We start from the raw sequence: 16,880 nt of genomic DNA on the forward strand, positions 1-16,880 counted from the left end.
GCACCGGCTGTCAATTAGTGCCACGAGCGGGCCGGAGCCTTAGTTCCTCGATTTAGTCTAGTTGTTGGTGCAGCCCGGAAGTCCCGATGTGTCGGCACCCTTGGCGGCCAGCTTCACGGCGGACTTTGCTTCGTCCAGGTTCTCCACCTTGACCACCTGCAGGCCGTCCGGAATGTGCCCCACAACCTCGGCGCAGTTCGCAGCAGGAGCCAGGAACATGGAGGCGCCGTCGGCCCGGGCACCGTGCATTTTCACCGCGATGCCGCCGATCGGGCCCACGATGCCGTCGGGGCTGATGGTGCCGGTCCCGGCGATGTGTTTTCCGCCGGTGAGATCCCCGGGCGTCAGGGTGTCCATGATTCCCAGGGCGAACATCATCCCGGCGCTGGGGCCGCCCACCTTGTCCAGCGAGATCTTCACGTCGAACGGGAAGGTGAAGCGGTACTGCAGCAGGACGCCAAGGATGTACCGTCCGGACGGGTTTTTCACCGGCGTCACCGTTTGGGTCACCTGCTTGCCGTCCCGGCTTACGACGACGACGGCGGGCTTGCCCTTTCCGGCGGCCAGTTCTTCCTGGATCACCTCCAGTGACGTGACAGGTTTGGCGTTGATGGAGGTGAACACGTCACCCTTTTGCAACTTTCCCTGCGCGGCCGACCCCTCGGACAGGTCAGCCACTTCGAGCTTCTGCCCGTATGGAATATCGAGCCCCTTCAGGGCCGCCGCCACGGCGTTCTCCTGCGACGTGGCCATGGCCACGGCGCTCTCCTGCTGCGATTCCTCCTTGGTGACGCCGGTCGGGAAGATCAGTTCCTCGGGGTACACCGCCCTGGAACCGTCAAGCCACGCCGAGAACGCCTCAAAGACGCTCACGGGACCGTTGGGGCCGCCGTCGACATAGACGGTGGTGAGATCGAGGTTCCCCTTGGCCGGGAACGTGTCGCGGCCGGAAACGCTGATCACGGGCTTCGAATTTTCCGTGCCCAGCGTGTTGAACGTGGGCCCGGGCGATTCCACCACATACGGGACCGGCAGGACGGCGGCCGTCACGCCCAGCCCGAGCGCAAGAAGCCCGGACAGCGTCATCGCGGAGATGCGTGGATCCCTGCCCCGGGCACGCCGGGACCGGCGGGCTTCCCCGGTTCCATCGGGATTCCCGCCACCGGCGGCAGGCGCCGGGGACTCCTCTGCGGGCTGGCCGCCCTTGGTAATCGTCACTGAAGGACCTCTCCGCACCGCGTCATTCAGCGCTGCACCGCGGCCGCAGCCCGGCGGACGGCCGGGCGCAGCCTACATACGTTCCGGCTTCTAACACTACGCGTCCCGGCCTGCCGTTAGCTCTTTGCCTACAGCGAACGTAACTGCTTTCGGCAGACAGCCGCTCCCGCACAGGGGTAGCGTGAAGTTGATTAATAGTCACACCGACGATCGGCGGGATCATGACCTCCAATCCACTCAATCCGTCCAACGGCGACGACAATCCAAAGGATCCGCTGGCGGAGATGCTGCAGAACCTCATGGGCGGCAAGGGCCTGGGTGACATTGACCCCGCAGAACTGGCCAAAGCCGCCGGACTGCCCAACGATCCGAACCTGCTCGCGCAGATGTTCTCCCAGGTGCAGGCCATGATGAGCGCGCCCTCGGAGGGCCCCGTCAACTGGAAGCTTGCCCATGACAACGCCCGCCGTGTGGCCGCCGGAAGCGCGGACCCCTCTGTCACGTCCGCGCAGTCACGCGAAGTTGATGAGGCGCTGCGGCTTGCCGAACTGTGGCTGGACCAGGTCACGGACCTGCCCGCGACCGGCCTCATCGGCAAGGCGTGGTCCCGCGCCGAATGGGTGGAGGAGACACTCGGCACCTGGAAGCGGCTGACGGAGCCTGTGGCCAACAGCGTGGCCAACGCCCTCTCCACCGCCATGACGGAGCAGATGCCGGAGGAGATGAAGTCGATGATGGGCGGCGCCTCGTCCATGCTGCAGAACGTGGGCGGCGCCATCTTCGGCATGCAACTGGGCCAGGCCATCGGAGCTCTCTCCACCGACGTGGTCAGTTCCACGGACATCGGCGTTCCGCTGGCCGATCTGGAAATGGCGCTGCTTCCCGGCAACGTGGCGAAGTTCGGCGAGGGGCTCAGCCTTCCCGAAAACGACATCCGGCTCTTCCTCGCCGTCCGCGAGGCGGCCCATGCCCGCCTGTTCGTGCAGGTTCCGTGGCTGCGCGGGCACCTGCTCGGCGCCATTGAGGCCTACGCCCGCGGCATTCACATCGACACGTCGCGGATCGAGGAGCTGGCCCGGGACCTTGACCCCAGCAACCCGGAGGGAATCCAGGAGGCCCTCTCGCAGGGCGTCTTCATGCCGCAGCGCACGCCGGAACAGGACCAGGCCCTGCAGAAGCTGGAAACTGCGCTGGCCCTGGTTGAGGGGTGGGTGGACGAGCTCACCGCTGCCGCCACGGAAAAGGTGCTTCCCTCTGCTGCGGCGCTTCGCGAAACGGTCCGCCGCCGCCGGGCCACCGGCGGTCCTGCGGAACATGCGTTCGCTTCCCTCGTCGGACTGGAGCTGCGGCCTCGCCGCCTCCGCGAAGCCGCCACTTTGTGGGCGTCGCTCAAGGCCGAGCGCGGTATCGACGGCCGCGACGCCATCTGGAAGCATCCCGACCTGCTTCCCACTGCCAAGGATCTTGACGATCCCAAGGGATTCAGCGAACGCCGCAAGCTGGCCGAGGCCAGTGACAGCGAAGTGGACGACGCCCTCCAGAAGCTCCTGAACGGCGGCTTTGACAGCCCCGCCGACACCGACGGCGAACAGACCGACGGCGGGAAGGGCGAAGGCGGCAGGCCCGACAGCGGCAAGCCCGACGTCGGCACCGGCGAGGGCGAAAAGCCCGACGGCGACGAGGGCGGCACTCCGAAAAGCTAGGCGTACCCGCTGGTTGAGCTTCGGTAAGCTCAACCAGCGGTCGTTAAGCTCAACCAGCGGTCGTTAGAGGGCCGGTTCCGCTTGTCCTGTTTCGCCGGCCGCGAGGCCGCGCGACGTGGCAAACGACACGCCCTCCAGAAAGGCCTTGGCACGTTCCGTTTCGGGATACGCCTCCAGCAGTTTCCAGAACGCCGCATTATGACCTGCCACCAGCAGGTGTGCGAGTTCATGCAGGAGCACATAGTCGATGACCCACTGCGGCATGGGCCGGAGCTTGTCTGAAAGCCGGATGGACCCGTCCGAGGGGGTGGCTGAACCCCAGCGGGAGTTCTGGTTGCTGACCCACCGGACCGACGTCGGGGCGGACCTGCCGCCAAGGTACCGGGCCGAGAGCTGTGCAGCGTGCGCGGCCAGCGCCGCGTCCGAGGAAGGCCGCCGCCCCGCACCGCTGGAACGCTTCTCCCCCTGGGTGCGGAGCTTCTCCAGCATCCGGTGAACCCAGTCCGCTTCCTGCGCCCTGCTGAAGTGGGCGGGGATTGCGATGACAGCGGTGCCGTTCTCCCAGAAGGCCGCCACCGTGCGGCGACGCCGCGCGGAACGGCGGACCTCCACGGGCGCGCCGTCGTGGGTGGTCAAAGGCGTGCGGGTCTCAAGTTTTCCGGCCATTAGAACGTGCTGCTTTCCGTCAGCACCGCGAGGACCGCCTCGCCGTACCGCTCCAGTTTGGACGGGCCAACGCCCGCGAGGCCGGCCAGTTCCTCAAGTGAGGACGGCCGGGCCTCGGCGATGGCGGTGAGGGTTGCATCGGTGAAAACCACGAAGGCCGGGACGTCGGCGGAATGCGCGACCTCCTTGCGCCACTCACGAAGTGCGTTGAACGTCTGCTCTTCATAGCTGGGCGGGCACTGGCTGCAGCGTCCCACCTTCCGCTCGGCTCCGCTGGCCAGCATGCTGCCGCAGACGCGGCAGGAAGCGGGGGCTGCAGCCTTGCGGCGCGGTGCAACTCCTCTCCCCCGGGTGGCCGAGCTGGCCACCGAGTCCGGGCGCAGCCCGTCAAGGAAGCGCGACGGCTTCCGGTTGGCGCGCCCGCCGGGAGTCCGGGCGGTGGACCAGGAAAGGGACAGGTGCTCGCGGGCGCGGGTGATGCCGACGTACAGCAGCCGGCGTTCTTCATCCACCGCGGCGGGAGAATCCGCGAAGGAGATGGGCATCAGCCCTTCGCTCATCCCCACGAGGAACACCGCATCCCATTCAAGGCCCTTCGCCGCGTGCAGGGACGCCAGCGTGACCCCCTGGACGGTCGGGGCATGCTGGGCGACGGAGCGCTCCTGAAGCTCGTTGACGAAATCAGCAAGGCCGAACTGCGTCCCCCGGTTCTGCGCCAGCTCGTCTGCCAGAGCGACCAGCGCGGCCAGGGACTCCCAGCGTTCCCGCAGCGCACCGCCGCTGTGCGGGGCGGTGTCCGTGTAACCAAGCGAGGCGACGATGTCGCGCACCAGCTGGCCGAGGGGCTGGGGGTCGGACTCGGCCGCGGCACGGGTGGCTGCCCGGAGCTGCAGGATCGCGTCGCGGACTTCCTTCCGGGCAAAGAACCGCTCGCCGCCGCGCAGCTGGTAGCCGATCCCGGCCGACGCCAGCGCCTGTTCGTAGGCCTCCGACTGGCCGTTGGTGCGGAACAGGACAGCGATTTCGCTCGCCGGCACGCCGTCGTCGAGGAGGGTGCGAATCTTGCCCGCGACCGTTGCCGCCTCGGCTTCGTCGTCGGTGCATTCGGTGAATTGCGGCTGCGGTCCCGGGTTCCGCTGGGCCACCAGCTTCAGCGGCGCGGCCCATGCGGCGTCGGCCGCGGGTCCGCCGCTCCGGCGCGAGGCGAGCAGGTCGTTGGCCAGCTTGACCACCTGCGGAGTGGACCGGTAGTCCCGGACCAGCTTGACCACGTTCGCGTCCGGGTACTGGGCCTTGAAGCCGAGCAGGTGCTTCGGGGATGCTCCCGTGAACGAGTAGATGGTCTGGCTGGCGTCACCCACGACGCACAGTTCATTGCGGCCGCCTAGCCAGAGTTCCAGGAGGCGCTGCTGCAGCGGGGACACGTCCTGGTATTCGTCCACCACGAAGTGCCGGTACTGTTCCCGTACCGTCGCCGCCACCTTGGGGTCTTCCTGCAGGATGCCCACGGTAATCAGGAGGACGTCCTCGAAGTCGATGACGTTGCGGTCGGTCTTGACGTCCTCGTAGGCCTGGAACACCCGGGCCACGGCCGTGAGGTCAAAGCCCCCAGGCGCGCCCCTGTCCTGTGCGTTTTCCAGGTAGTTGGCGGGCGTGAGCATGGACACCTTGGCCCACTCGATTTCGGACGCCAGGTCGCGGATGGAGGCGCGGTCCGTGCTCAGCCGAAGCCGGCGGGCGGCCTCGGCGATCATCTGCGCCTTGTGGTCCAAGAGGTTGGGCAGCGTCCCGCCCACCGCCTGCGGCCAGAAAAACTGCAGCTGCCGCAGTGCGGCCGCGTGGAACGTCCTGGCCTGGACATTCCCGACCCCGAGATCGCGGAGCCGGCTGCGCATTTCCGCTGCCGCGCGCGCCGTGAACGTCACTGCCAGCAGCCGCTGCGGGCTGTAGACCCCTGAGTGCACGCCGTAGGCGATCCGGTGGGTGATGGCCCGGGTCTTGCCGGTGCCGGCTCCGGCGAGCACGCAGAGCGGCCCGGTCAGGGTGGTTGCCACTTCCCGCTGCTCCGCGTCGAGGCCGCCAAGGATGCGGTCCTCGAGGGAGGCGTTGCCATCAGGATTTTCTGTCGTCACTTCTTGCTGCTTGCTGTACGGGGATGGATGGGCTGCTCCGCCATGAAGGCGTGGACGGTGGGTGTGTTGCCGGCCGGCGAGCCGGTTAGTCGTCGGCCGGACGGTCCTGGATCACGCCGCCGTACCAGTGCTCGATGAGGGACCTGGCGATGGAGAGCCTGGTGGAAATCACGATTTCCCCGCTGAGCACGGCTTCCTGCACTTCTTCCCGGCTGAACCAGCGCGCCCTGGTGACTTCGACGCCGTCGGGCTTTGCTTCGGTGTCGTCGGTGACGGCTGTAAAGCCAAGCATGAGGGACGCCGGGAACGGCCACGACTGGGAGCCCAGGTACTGGCACGCCTTGACCCGCACGCCCACCTCTTCCTGGATTTCCCGGACCACGGCCTGTTCGAGGGATTCCCCGGGCTCGACGAAACCTGCCAGCGTGGAGTAGTTCTTTGCGTCCAGCGGACCGCCGCCGCCGAGCAGGACTCGGCCGTCCGGGCCGACCACCGTGACGATAATGGCCGGGTCCGTGCGCGGGTAGTGTTCGGAGTTGTCAGCCGGGCACCGCCGCACCCATCCGCTTGCCTCCACGTTTGTTACGGTGCCGCACCGCGGACAGTGGGTGTGGGTGGCGTGCCAGTTGGCGATGGCACTGGCTTCAACGAACAGTGCGGTGTGCGTCGCATCCAGTTGCGCGGCGACGTCGCGGAAGCCTTCCCAGGTGGCCCCGGCGGGCAAGCCGGCCGGACCGGGATCCACCGGTTCCGGCAGGATGAAAAGCAGGACGCCGGTTCCTGCGGGAAGGTCCCCGGAACCGAGAGCCGCGCCGAGATAGATGATGTGGGCCGGGCCGGACGCAGACTTCTCGAGCCGGTCCAGCAACGGTCCGGCCTCTGCCAGGACGAGCGCGTCCCCGTGGACCAGCGCATGCCGGCCGGACAGGAGCATGGCTTTGGCGGTTCCCGCTGCCAGCAGGTCAGGAATGAGGCCGGGCCTCATCCGTTCAACCGACCCCCTGTTGACCATTGCGGGCCGAACCGGCAGCACGGTGTCGAAGAGATGGTTGGCCGGCAGTTGGCCTGCCGGCAACAGATGTTCCGGGACGGTGCCCGCCGCTTGACCGACCGGCACAGCGGCCTCCGCATGACTCATGTATCCACCGTACTGACTCGCAGTGACAATTTACATTTCGGCAGTGCATCCGGCAGGCCCGGACAGTGCGTCTTGACGTCCCCGGCGATCCCTTATTTGGGCGGATCTGGAGACTCGCCGCGACACATCATTGTCTTGGACGCCGCTCAATCTACCGTGGAACCGTGAGAAGAGAACCAATCGAACTGGCAGCTGTGGCCACCGCGGCAGTCCCCGGACTGAGCCCGACTGCTGTGAGCTCTGCCCCGGATGACCCGGCAGACTTTGATTCGGCCCTCCTTCTTGATGCCGAAGGCAAGCGCTGGCGTGTCCGCTCACCCCGGCATGCGGAAGCAAGCACCAGGCTGGAGACCGAGTTCCTGGTGCTGCGCGCCTTCGCGCCCGCCATCCGGGCCGAACTGCCGTTCCTCATGCCCACCGTGGCGGGGACCGTGCGGCAACAGAACCTGACCACCTTCGTCTACTCCCACCTGCATGGCGCCACGCGAACCGTCGAAGAGCTGACGGCGGGTCCGCAGGAGCTGGCGCAGGAGATCGGGACGGCCCTGGCGGCCATTCACGACCTGCCCCGCGCGCTGGTGAGCAACGCCGACCTGCCCAGCTACACGCCAAACGAGTTTCGCCAGCGCAGGCTCAACGAGCTGGACCAGGCCGCCACCACGGGTAAGATTCCGGCCCTCCTGCTCCGGCGCTGGGAGCACGCCATGGAAGATGTCTCGCTGTGGCGGTTCTATCCCTGTGTGGTGCACGGTGACCTGCACGAGGACAACCTGCTGGTCGAGGACCACCGCGTCACGGCCGTCACCGGCTGGACCGACCTGCGCATCGGCGACCCCGCCGACGACCTCGCCTGGCTCGTGGCATCCAATGAGCACGAATTCGTCGACGCCGTGGTCAAGCACTACACCGCGAAGCGCCGCGACGCCCCGGACAGCCACCTGCTGCGCCGCGCCGCACTCTCGGCCGAATTTGCCCTGGCCCAGTACCTCGTCAAGGGAATCGCCGCGGGCGACGCAGAAATGATCGCCGAGGCCGAGGGCATGCTTTCCACGCTGGCCGATGACATCGCCGAATACGGCGGCCAGCCCATCAGCGTTGAACCCCTGCCGCCGGCCCAGCCCGACTTCCCGCCAACCGGCCAGGCACCGGCCTCACCCGGTCTTATCGACGCGCCGGCAGGCACCGACGTTTCCGAGGCCATGCCGGCTGTGCATGTCACGCCGATTCCGGTCGACGTGCAGCCCCTCCCGGTCGAGGTGACGCCCATCCCGGCGGACGGTATGGACTCCGGTGCGGATGCAGACCAGCCGACGGGGCAGGATTCCTCGCCGGGGGCGGTGGACGATGACGCGGCGGAGAATGCCGGCGCACGCGACGACGCCGAAGCGGACGGGACACAGGACGGCGCAGAGCACGGGGCACAGGACCGGGCAGAGGCACAGGAAGATACCCCGGCCGCGAAGCCCTCAGGCGCCGACACCTCCACCGTTGCCCTGACGGTAGTCGACGCCAAGGCGACCTGACTCCGCCGGATCCAACCGGCCGGCCTTCCTCGCCACCATCTCCCGCCCAACCCGATAGTCTTCCTGACCTGACAGTCTCCGTAACGGGACAGTCTCCCTAACCGGCGAGGGCGGCGGCCACGATCCCTTCCAGTTCGTCGCCCGAGGCGAGGTCGTGCGGGCGTACAACGTGGTTGTCCGCGACGTAGAAGAAGGCGGCCCGGACCTCCTCCAGGGGAACCCCCTTAAGCCGGGCCCAGGCCAGCCGGTACACGGCCAACTGGACGCTCTTGGTCTTCAGTTGCCCTGCCGACGGCCGGCGGCCGGTCTTCCAGTCCACGAGGTCCCAACCGCCGTCGGCATCCCGGAACACTGCGTCGATGCGGCCGCGGACAACCACATCACCGACGCGGGTCTCCACGGGGACCTCCACGTACGCGGGCGACCGGTGGGCCCAGCGTGAGTCCTTGAAGGTAGCGACCATGTCGTCGAGACCGTAGGCCTCGTCAATATGGTTGTCGGAGCCGGGCGCTTCGCCAAGATCCAGCATTCCTGCCGTTCCGAAGTACTCCTCCACCCAGGCATGGAAAGCGGTGCCCTTGCGCGCGGACATGCCCGGCTCCCGCGGGACCGGCCTCCTGAGCCGCTGGACCACGGCCTCGGCGTCCTCCCCCAGGTCCACGAGAGTGGACGCTGAGATATGTCCGGGCAGATGCACGTCGCGGCTACGGGCCCGCCTGGCGCGGCGTTCCAGAAGGAGGGTGGCCTCGCGCGCCCAGTTCGCCGCCTGGGGGCGTAGCGCCTGGCCCTCGGGGATCCCCGGCGCACCAGTTTCGACAGCAGCGATCTCGGTGAGCAGCCGTTCGGCGGCACGGTCCATGGCCGCCCTGCGCCCTGGCACAAGCCGAATCCGGTTGCCGCTGCGGGGGTCCACCGGACCCTCCAGCGGATCATATGGCCAGGCCGCCACCTCCAGCTCCCGGGTCAGGGGACTCTCCTGGGGCAGCGATTCCTCAGCGACGGAGCCAGGGTGGATTTCCGCTGTTTTCTGTTCTGCCAGCGGCGCCAGCTCAGCCAGGAACGGCGACATCTCCGCCATGCCGCCGCGTCCGCCGACCCACGCTCCGCTGGAAACCCAGAGCACGTGCTTTGCCCGGGTGTAGGCAACGTAGGCCAGTCTCCGTTCCTCAGCCTCACCGTGGGCCTGGACTTCTCCCTTGAACACCTTCTCGGCGTCCAGCCACCCCTTTTGGTCCGGCTGGTCCAGATCCCACTGCGGAAGATCGGCACGGTCACCCCGGAGGGGCCAGGGCAGGGCCGCGGAACCGCTGCTCCACCTGGAGTCACGGCTGCTGGGGAACGCGCCCGAGTTCAGCCCCGGCACGAACACGACGTCCCATTCGAGACCCTTCGAGGCGTGCACCGTCAGGAGCTGCACGGCCTCGTGGTTGACGTCCGGGGGCGGCACATCCAGGCCGCCCTCCTCCGATGCTGCGGCCTCGAGCCATGAAAGGAAGGCCAGCACGTCCACCCGGTGCGATGTCTGCAGGAATCCGGCAGCCGCGTCCTGGAACGCGTCCAGGTTCCGCCGCGCCTGGTGGATGCTGAATCCGGGCCTCGCGGCAACCTCGATGTCCAGCAGCATGGCCCGCTCCACCTCGCCCAGCAGGGTGGTGAGGTCCTCGCCCATCAGCGCCCGGAGCTGCCGCAGTTCCGTGCCCAGGCGCTGCAGCCGTTCGCGGGCGGCAGGGGTCAGGCTTCGTCCGTGCGTGGACGTCCACCCTTCGTTGGGCAGCCAGTCCAGGGCTTCGACGAGGCTTGCGGCGTCGGTGATGTCGCCCTCAATGACGACGTCGGCAGCCTCCGGATCCTCGTCACCCGACTGATCGTTCACGCCCGGTCCCCGGCCGCTTTCGGCCATGCCGCGGCGTCTGGCCAGAAACGCGGACCAGTCCCGGAACGCCATGAGGTCGGCGGGGCCGATCCTCCACCGTGCACCGGCCAGGAGCCGCATCAGCGAATCCGACCGGCCCGGATCTGCCAGGACCCGCAGCGTGGAGACAAGGTCCACGATTTCGGGGGTGTCCAGCAGCCCACCCAGGCCGACGATCTCGTACGGGATCCCCGTGGCCTCGAACTCCTTGCGGAGGCATTCCATTTGCGCGCGCCTGCGGCACAGGACGGCCATGGCAGGCTGGACGCGCGGTTCCGGGGAGGAGCCGTCGAAGTCCGTGGCCCGGAACCTCAGCAGATCCCTGGCGATCGCCGCTGCTTCATCTTCATCGGTGGCAAAACGGCCCAGCACCACGCGGCCCTGCACTGCGGCCGGGCTCGGCTGGAGCGCAGGCACCTCCACGGCCGCACCGGAGGACCGCTGGCCCGCGGGGCCGGCCTGGGCCGCGGCGGCGCTGAGCGGTGCCGAGATGAGGTTGGCCGCGGCCAGAATGTTGCGGCCGTTCCGCCAGGCAGTGGTCAGGTACGAAACGGGCGCGGGACGCCGGGACACCGTCCCTGCCTGGCCGTCCCCGCAGACCGGAAACTCATTGACAAAGTGGAACAGCTGTCCGGCGGACGCCCCGCGGAAGCCGTAAATGGACTGGTTCGGATCACCGACGGCGGTGACGGCGTGGCCGTCCCCGAAGAGCCTGGAGAAAAGCACCAGCTGGGCGTGTGAAGTGTCCTGGAACTCGTCCAGCAGCACCACCTTGTAGCGCTGCCGCTCCATCTCGGCGGCCAGGGGCACCTCGCGGGCCACGCGTGCTGCGAGCGCCACGAGGTCACCGAAGTCCAGCGCTCCGCGTGCCCTTTTGGCGTCCGCGTACCGCCCCACGAGTTCAGCCACACTGGCCCGCGTCCGGAGCATGGCTCCGAGTTCGCCGGCGGCCTGGCTGGGGTTCTTCTTGGCCCCGTCCACATACGGCAGGGCCTCGAATTCGGCGAGCCGCTGCATGAGCCAGCCCTGGACACCGTCCGGGTCCTGGAGGTGCTCCGCGCACTCCCCCGCAAGCTGGATGACGGCTTTGACGAGCGTGGACTTGGCCACCCTGAAATGCGAGTACTCGCCGTCGAACGCCTCAACCACCTCACTGGCCAGCTGCCAGGCCTGTGCGCCGCCCAGCAGCACGACATCCCGCTCGATCCCCAGCCGCAGTCCATAGTCGGAGACGATCCCGCTGGCAAAGGAGTGGTAGGTGGAAACCTTCGGCTCCAGGGCGTCGGCGCTGAGCAGCGCCCCGGCCACGGCACCACCGGCATCACCGCTGGCCGTCCGCTGCAGCGCACTGAGTTTGGCGCGGATGCGGCTGGCCAGTTCACCGGCGGCCTTTCGGGTGAAGGTGACGCCGAGGACCTCCTCCGGCTTGACCCAGCGGTTCGCGACCAGCCAGACGACACGGTCTGCCATGGTGGCCGTCTTGCCCGAGCCTGCGCCGGCGATCACCAGCCGGGGCGCAAGCGGCGAGGAGATGATGGCGGACTGTTCCGCCGTCGGCAGGTTTTTCTCACCCAACAGAACGGACAGTTCTTCGGGACTGAACCTGGGCTCGGGCAGCTCTGCCGTCCGGCTCATTCGGTAACCTGCTTTCCCCGCGCACACAGCGGACATACCTCCGGCAGCCGGCAGCCGTGGCCGCCGAAACCGGCTTTGGCGGGATCGTGCCGTGCCTCGAATTCGTGGCCGGACATCACCGCGGCGGCGTCGTTCACCATTTCCATCGCCCAGTTGTCCCCCGGGTCCAGCGGGTCCTGGTGCTGGATACCCGGGGTCTTGGTGGTTGTGCCCAGCTGGGCCAGCACGGCACCGCCGGGCTGCGGCTTGGCGCCGGCAGCTTCGGCGGTGTCAAAGCCCCCGGCAAGCACGGCCGCCTGATAGGCCCCCAGCTGCGGGTGCCTGCCCAGTTCGGCCTTGCCCGGCTGCCGCTTGCCCGTCTTGAGGTCAACGATCACCAGCCGTCCCTCGGCATCGATCTCCAGCCGGTCCACCTGCCCGCGCAGGACCGCTGACCGGGGACCCTCATCGGCGGGAACATCTTCTCGGGGAACAGCAGCGGGCTCGGGCAGGAGCACCTCAAAGTCCTGTTCGACCCCTGCAAGGCGCCGGCCCTCGCTGCGCATGACCAGGATGTACTGCGCCAGTTTCCGGACCATGGCTTCCGCCCTGCGGAAGTCCAGCTTGCCTTCCCAGTTGTCCTTCATGCCCAGGGCCGGCCAACGCCGGACAAGTTCGGCGAGGTATTCAGCTCCGCTGGCGTCGGGGAGATCCTGGGCGATGGCGTGCACCAGTGTTCCGAGGCTGCGGGCGAAGTCAGTGGCAGCTTCGCCTCCGGCGGCCTGGATGAACCAGTCCAGCGGGGATTTCTGCACCGACTCCACTTTGGACGGCGAAACATAGACGGTGCCGCCCGGTGGCACAACACGGTCCACGGACGTCAGCGGGGCCAGCCCCCACCATGTGTCCGGATGGGCTCCGGGCACAGAAGGCTCAGCCGTGGCAAGGCGGGCCAGGACACGCACGGCCTCGTCCGCCTCGGCGGCCGACCGGCCGTCCAGCTGGGCGTACTGGCGGAGCTCGGCCACGAGCGCGCGCAGCGTCAGGGGCCGTTCCACGGGGGTGTAGCCCCGCCCCTCCTGGCCAGGCAGCAGCGGCGCGACGTAATCAAGGAAGGAGGAGGGCTGTTCATCCTCCGAGGACACGGCGGTGCACAGCAGCACGTCCTTTGCCCGGGACACCGCCGTGGAAAAGCTGCGGAGTTCGTCGTAACGGATCTCCCGGAGCCGGCTCAGCGGACCGAGCTGGAGTGCATACTCCACTCCGTGTTCGACGGCGTCCGCGAACAGTGTGCTGCCCAGAAGCTCGCCGCGGAGGCGGGTGTTGGGCCAGACGCCTTCCTGCAGGCCGGCGACGATGACGAACGGCCATTCCCGGCCGGCGGCGCTGGCGGGCGTCATGAGCTCCACGGCGTCGTCAACCTGGGCCCGCGCCGCCAGGGTGTCCATGGGCAGTTCCTGGTTCAGCAGGTATTCAAGGAACTGTTCCGGGCCGGACCCGGGCATCTGGTCCACGTAGCGCTCGGCCGTGTGGAACAGCGCCATCATGGCGTCCAGGTCACGGTCCGCCCGTGCTCCGACGAGTCCGCCGGCCAGGGCAGCGGACGTCCATGCCGCCGCGAGCCCGGTGGAGTGCCAGAGGGCCCACAACACTGTCTCGGCGTTGGCGCCGGGTTCGGCAACGGCCTTCCGCCCGGCCTGAATCATCCGGGCGACCCTTCGCGCCGACCGGCCTTCGATACCCAGAGAGCCGAGCGCGCCGGGCTCAAGGAGCGCCTCCACGAGCAGGGAATCGCTGGAGCGCCCGCCGCCGCCCAGCAGCTCCTCCCGCCGGAGCGACTGGCGGAGCCGGCGCAGTTCGAGGGACGTTGCACCGCCGATCCGGGATGTCAGCAGGGACACCGCGGATTCCGGTGTGAGGACCGCGGGATCCAGGGCCACCGCGTAGGCGTCGAGCAGCGGACGGACGGCCACCTCATCGCGCACGGCGGACTCGGCCACCGGAATCCGCACCGGAATTCCCTGGCCGGAGAGGTAGCGCTGCAGCTGGCTCAGCTGGCCGCCGTTCCGGACAATGACGGCGATGTCCTCGAGCGGACGCCCGTCCCTGAGGTGTGCTTCGAGGATCCTTTGGGCGACGTACCGCAACTCATGCACCGCCGAGGGCAGTAGGTGCGCTTCCACGGTGCCGCCTGCCGGCCGGGCAGAGACACCGGTGCCTGTATCCGCCGAAGCAGCGTCACCGGGGCCCGCGGCACCACGCGCAGGACCGGAATCAACCGGATCCAGGCGGCGGGCGAGCTGGCCGCCGGACCGGAGGGAAATCCGGTCCGCCACCCCCTGCCAGGCCTGGGCCACAGCCGGCTGATGGCGGTGGGCACGGGACAGCGGCTTCTCCACGACTGCCCGTTCCTCGCCGCCCAGCAGGCCCGGGAGTTCAGCCACGAGATCCGGCCGCGCTCCGCGGAACCCCTGCACCACCGTGTCCGGTGCGGACGTCACGTAGACATCCTTGCCGGCGGCCACATCGGCCAGGAGTTCGAAGACGGCGGGGTTGGCCTCCTGGATATCGTCCACCAGGATCAGCTGGAGACGGTCGCGCTCCGCCGCCAGGAAGTTCGGGAAATCCTGAAAGAGCTGGCGGGCAGCGGTGATGATGCCCGCCGGATCGAAGGCCTCCGGCATGCGCAGGTCAAGGACGTCGCGGTACTCGGCATACAATGCCGCAGCGGCAATCCAGTCCGGCCGCCCGCAGGAGTGGCCCAGGCCGGCGAGGTCCTCGGCGGTGCGGCCCGCCTCCGTGATGCGGTCGAAGAGCTGGCGGACCTCGTGCCGGAACCCGCGCGTGGGCAGGGCTGCCGTGAGGTCATCCGGCCAGGGCAGCCCGAGGCCCGGCAGGTCGTGGCCCTCCAGCAGTTCCTTGATGATGAGATCCTGCTCGGGGCCCGACAGGAGCCGCGGGGCCTTCGACAGCGGAAGGAGCCCCTCCGCCTTGGCGCGGCGGATGAGGTCAAAGGCATAGGCGGCCCAGGTACGGGCCGGCGTGGTACTCAGGCTCCGGTTCAGCCTGGCGGTAAACCGGTCCCGGAGGGTGTCCGCGGCAAGCCGTCCGGGGGCGAGGATGAGGATCCGTTCGGGGTCCACCCCTTCCGCCTCCACCCGGCGGATTGCCGCCTCGATGAGCACGGTGGATTTCCCGGTGCCGGGCGCTCCGGGGACCAGTACGGGGCCGGCTCCCGGCGGCACTTCGACGGCGGCCAGCTGGTCCGCCGTGAGGACCGGAACACGGGAGTGCACCTGCCGGGGAGGCAGCAACCGAAGACCGGCAGACGGATACGGGGCGGCGGAGAAAGCGCCCGCGGAGTCGCGTTCCGAGGTAAGTACGGACGCCTGGCCGGCGGAGGTCTGGTCGAGTGTTGCGGTCACACGGACATTCCATCATCCGGGACTGACAATTTTCGCAGCGACGCTTCCAGCCGCTCGGCGATCAGGTCCAGGGCGTCAAATTCGGCGTCGGACGGCGCCCACCGCGCAGCGCTCAGATCCACCCGCCACCGCCCCTCGCCCGTCCTCGCAAACCCGCGGTGGTCCCCGCGCAGGGGCGTGCCCTCCTGCAGGTAGTGGTTCAGCGCCTCGGACTCGTGGCCGTCCGGCGCCAGCCCGCTGGCCCGCAGCACCCGCCACCACGGGACGCCGCTGCCGTAGTGGCTCAGCACGGACCCCACCTGCCGCGGCCCTCCGGCACCAAGAAGCTCAGCGACGTCGCCATAGGCCACCGCCGAGCCGGCCGGGATGAGGTCAACCACCGCCAAAACCGCCTCCACGTACTCCGCCCGCATGCCTTCAGAGTATCGGCGGCGCGCGTCATCAGCGGTCAGGATGAGTGCCGTGTGCGTCTTCCCACACCGTGTCTTGCCACACCATGCCGGACACGCGGCGGGCAAGCACCTTTACTGTCGGTGCCGCCGGGTAATTTGGAGCCATGAGCACTTGGAACACTCTCCCCCGGGCCGCCTTCGACCTCGAAACCACGGGCCGGAACTCCCGTGCCGCCCGGATCGTGACGGCCTCAGTCACCGTGGTGGACAGCTCCGGGAACGTGATCCGCGAGCATGAGTGGCTGGCCGATCCGGGGGTTGAGATCCCGGCGGAGGCGAGCGATGTCCACGGGATCACCACAGAACACGCGCGCAGCCACGGCCGGCCTGCGGCCGAGGTCACCAGGGAAGTCGCTGCCGTGCTCCAGGGGCTCTTCGACGACGGCGTACCGGTGATCGCCTTCAACGCCAGCTACGACTTCACCGTCCTGGCCGCCGAGTCGGCCCGCTACGGCGTGCCGCAGCTGAGCCGGTTCCCCGTCCTGGACCCGTACATCATGAACAAGCAGGTGGACCGCTACCGCAAGGGCAAGCGGACGCTGACCGCCCTGTGCGAGGAGTACGGCGTGGAGCTGGAAAACGCCCACACATCGGCCGCGGATGCCCTGGCGACGCTGCGCATGCTCGATGCCATGGCCGGCAAATTCCCCAAACTGAGCATGCCGGCCAGCCAGTTGCACCAGCTTCAGGTGGACTGGGCCGTCAGCCAGGCCGCCGACTTCCAGCAGTACCTCCGCAAGACCAAGCCCGCCGCCGTCATCGAGGGCGACTGGCCGGTGCTGCCTCCTGAGGACGCCAGCCGCGGCGGCTTCTAGGTCCGGCCGGCAACAAAACCAGGGCAGCTCGGCGGGAACATAACGGAACTCACTGGGACCGAGATCACAGCTCCCGGCAAAAGCCCGCAGCGGGATCCTGCCGCCATCCTGATTCAGGAAGCCCCTAGGCAGCCACCAATCACACGGGCCGAAGCGCTTAGGAACAGTCAACCCTGCGGCCTTGCCGGGCGAATGCCGAACGATGTTCGGAAGTGGCTGCCATTTCCCTGCGCTGACATAATTTAGTTCAGAACCGTGCTTGTGCTATGCCCTGCCCAAGTC

General features: G+C 68.4%; 10 protein-coding genes. 3 read left to right on the plus strand and 7 right to left on the minus strand.

Features of this window, described 5'->3' with window-relative positions:
• Nucleotides 1-57: 57 nt before the first annotated feature.
• Entirely contained in the window at nucleotides 58-1,218 is a 1,161-nt protein-coding gene (locus tag AC5RWD_RS03855; RefSeq protein ID WP_494018775.1) for a YlbL family protein, read from the minus strand.
• Nucleotides 1,219-1,439: 221 nt separating this feature from the next.
• Between AC5RWD_RS03855 and AC5RWD_RS03860 the strand changes: the two genes are divergently transcribed.
• Nucleotides 1,440-2,921, plus strand: a complete 1,482-nt coding sequence (locus AC5RWD_RS03860) for a zinc-dependent metalloprotease (RefSeq protein ID WP_494018776.1) — start codon at nucleotides 1,440-1,442, stop codon at nucleotides 2,919-2,921.
• 63 nt (nucleotides 2,922-2,984) lie between these two features.
• Here AC5RWD_RS03860 and AC5RWD_RS03865 read toward each other — a convergent pair whose 3' ends face one another.
• The 3 genes from AC5RWD_RS03865 to nudC form a co-directional block, all read right to left on the minus strand.
• The gene (locus AC5RWD_RS03865) at nucleotides 2,985-3,587 is read right to left on the minus strand and encodes a M48 metallopeptidase family protein (RefSeq protein ID WP_494018777.1); all 603 of its coding nucleotides are present in this window, start codon (nucleotides 3,585-3,587) and stop codon (nucleotides 2,985-2,987) included.
• Nucleotides 3,587-5,719: an ATP-dependent DNA helicase UvrD2 gene (locus AC5RWD_RS03870; protein ID WP_494018778.1), complete on the minus strand. Its 2,133-nt coding sequence runs from the start codon at nucleotides 5,717-5,719 to the stop codon at nucleotides 3,587-3,589. Before AC5RWD_RS03870 ends, AC5RWD_RS03865 begins: the two co-directional genes overlap by 1 nt.
• Before the next feature lie 85 nt (nucleotides 5,720-5,804).
• The gene (gene nudC, locus AC5RWD_RS03875; RefSeq protein WP_494018779.1) at nucleotides 5,805-6,857 is read right to left on the minus strand and encodes an NAD(+) diphosphatase; all 1,053 of its coding nucleotides are present in this window, start codon (nucleotides 6,855-6,857) and stop codon (nucleotides 5,805-5,807) included.
• 164 nt (nucleotides 6,858-7,021) lie between these two features.
• On the opposite strand from nudC, the gene AC5RWD_RS03880 reads away from it, so the two are divergent.
• Entirely contained in the window at nucleotides 7,022-8,380 is a 1,359-nt protein-coding gene (locus AC5RWD_RS03880; protein WP_494018780.1) for a macrolide 2'-phosphotransferase, read from the plus strand.
• Nucleotides 8,381-8,477: 97 nt separating this feature from the next.
• On the opposite strand, the gene AC5RWD_RS03885 is transcribed toward AC5RWD_RS03880, so the two are convergent.
• The 3 genes from AC5RWD_RS03885 to AC5RWD_RS03895 form a co-directional block, all read right to left on the minus strand.
• On the minus strand, nucleotides 8,478-11,927 hold the full coding sequence (locus AC5RWD_RS03885; protein ID WP_494018781.1) for an ATP-dependent helicase: 3,450 nt from the start codon (nucleotides 11,925-11,927) through the stop codon (nucleotides 8,478-8,480).
• Entirely contained in the window at nucleotides 11,924-15,220 is a 3,297-nt protein-coding gene (locus AC5RWD_RS03890; protein WP_494018900.1) for an ATP-dependent helicase, read from the minus strand. The genes AC5RWD_RS03885 and AC5RWD_RS03890 overlap by 4 nt, the downstream gene beginning before the upstream one ends.
• 107 nt (nucleotides 15,221-15,327) lie before the next feature.
• Nucleotides 15,328-15,744, minus strand: a complete 417-nt coding sequence (locus AC5RWD_RS03895; protein WP_494018782.1) for an MGMT family protein — start codon at nucleotides 15,742-15,744, stop codon at nucleotides 15,328-15,330.
• A gap of 143 nt (nucleotides 15,745-15,887) precedes the next feature.
• Between AC5RWD_RS03895 and AC5RWD_RS03900 the strand changes: the two genes are divergently transcribed.
• Nucleotides 15,888-16,598 carry a 3'-5' exonuclease gene (locus tag AC5RWD_RS03900; protein WP_353712632.1) on the plus strand — a complete coding sequence of 237 codons (711 nt, stop codon included), beginning with the start codon at nucleotides 15,888-15,890 and terminating at the stop codon, nucleotides 16,596-16,598.
• Nucleotides 16,599-16,880: the final 282 nt, after the last annotated feature.

The organism is Arthrobacter sp. CMU6, from assembly GCF_059090205.1.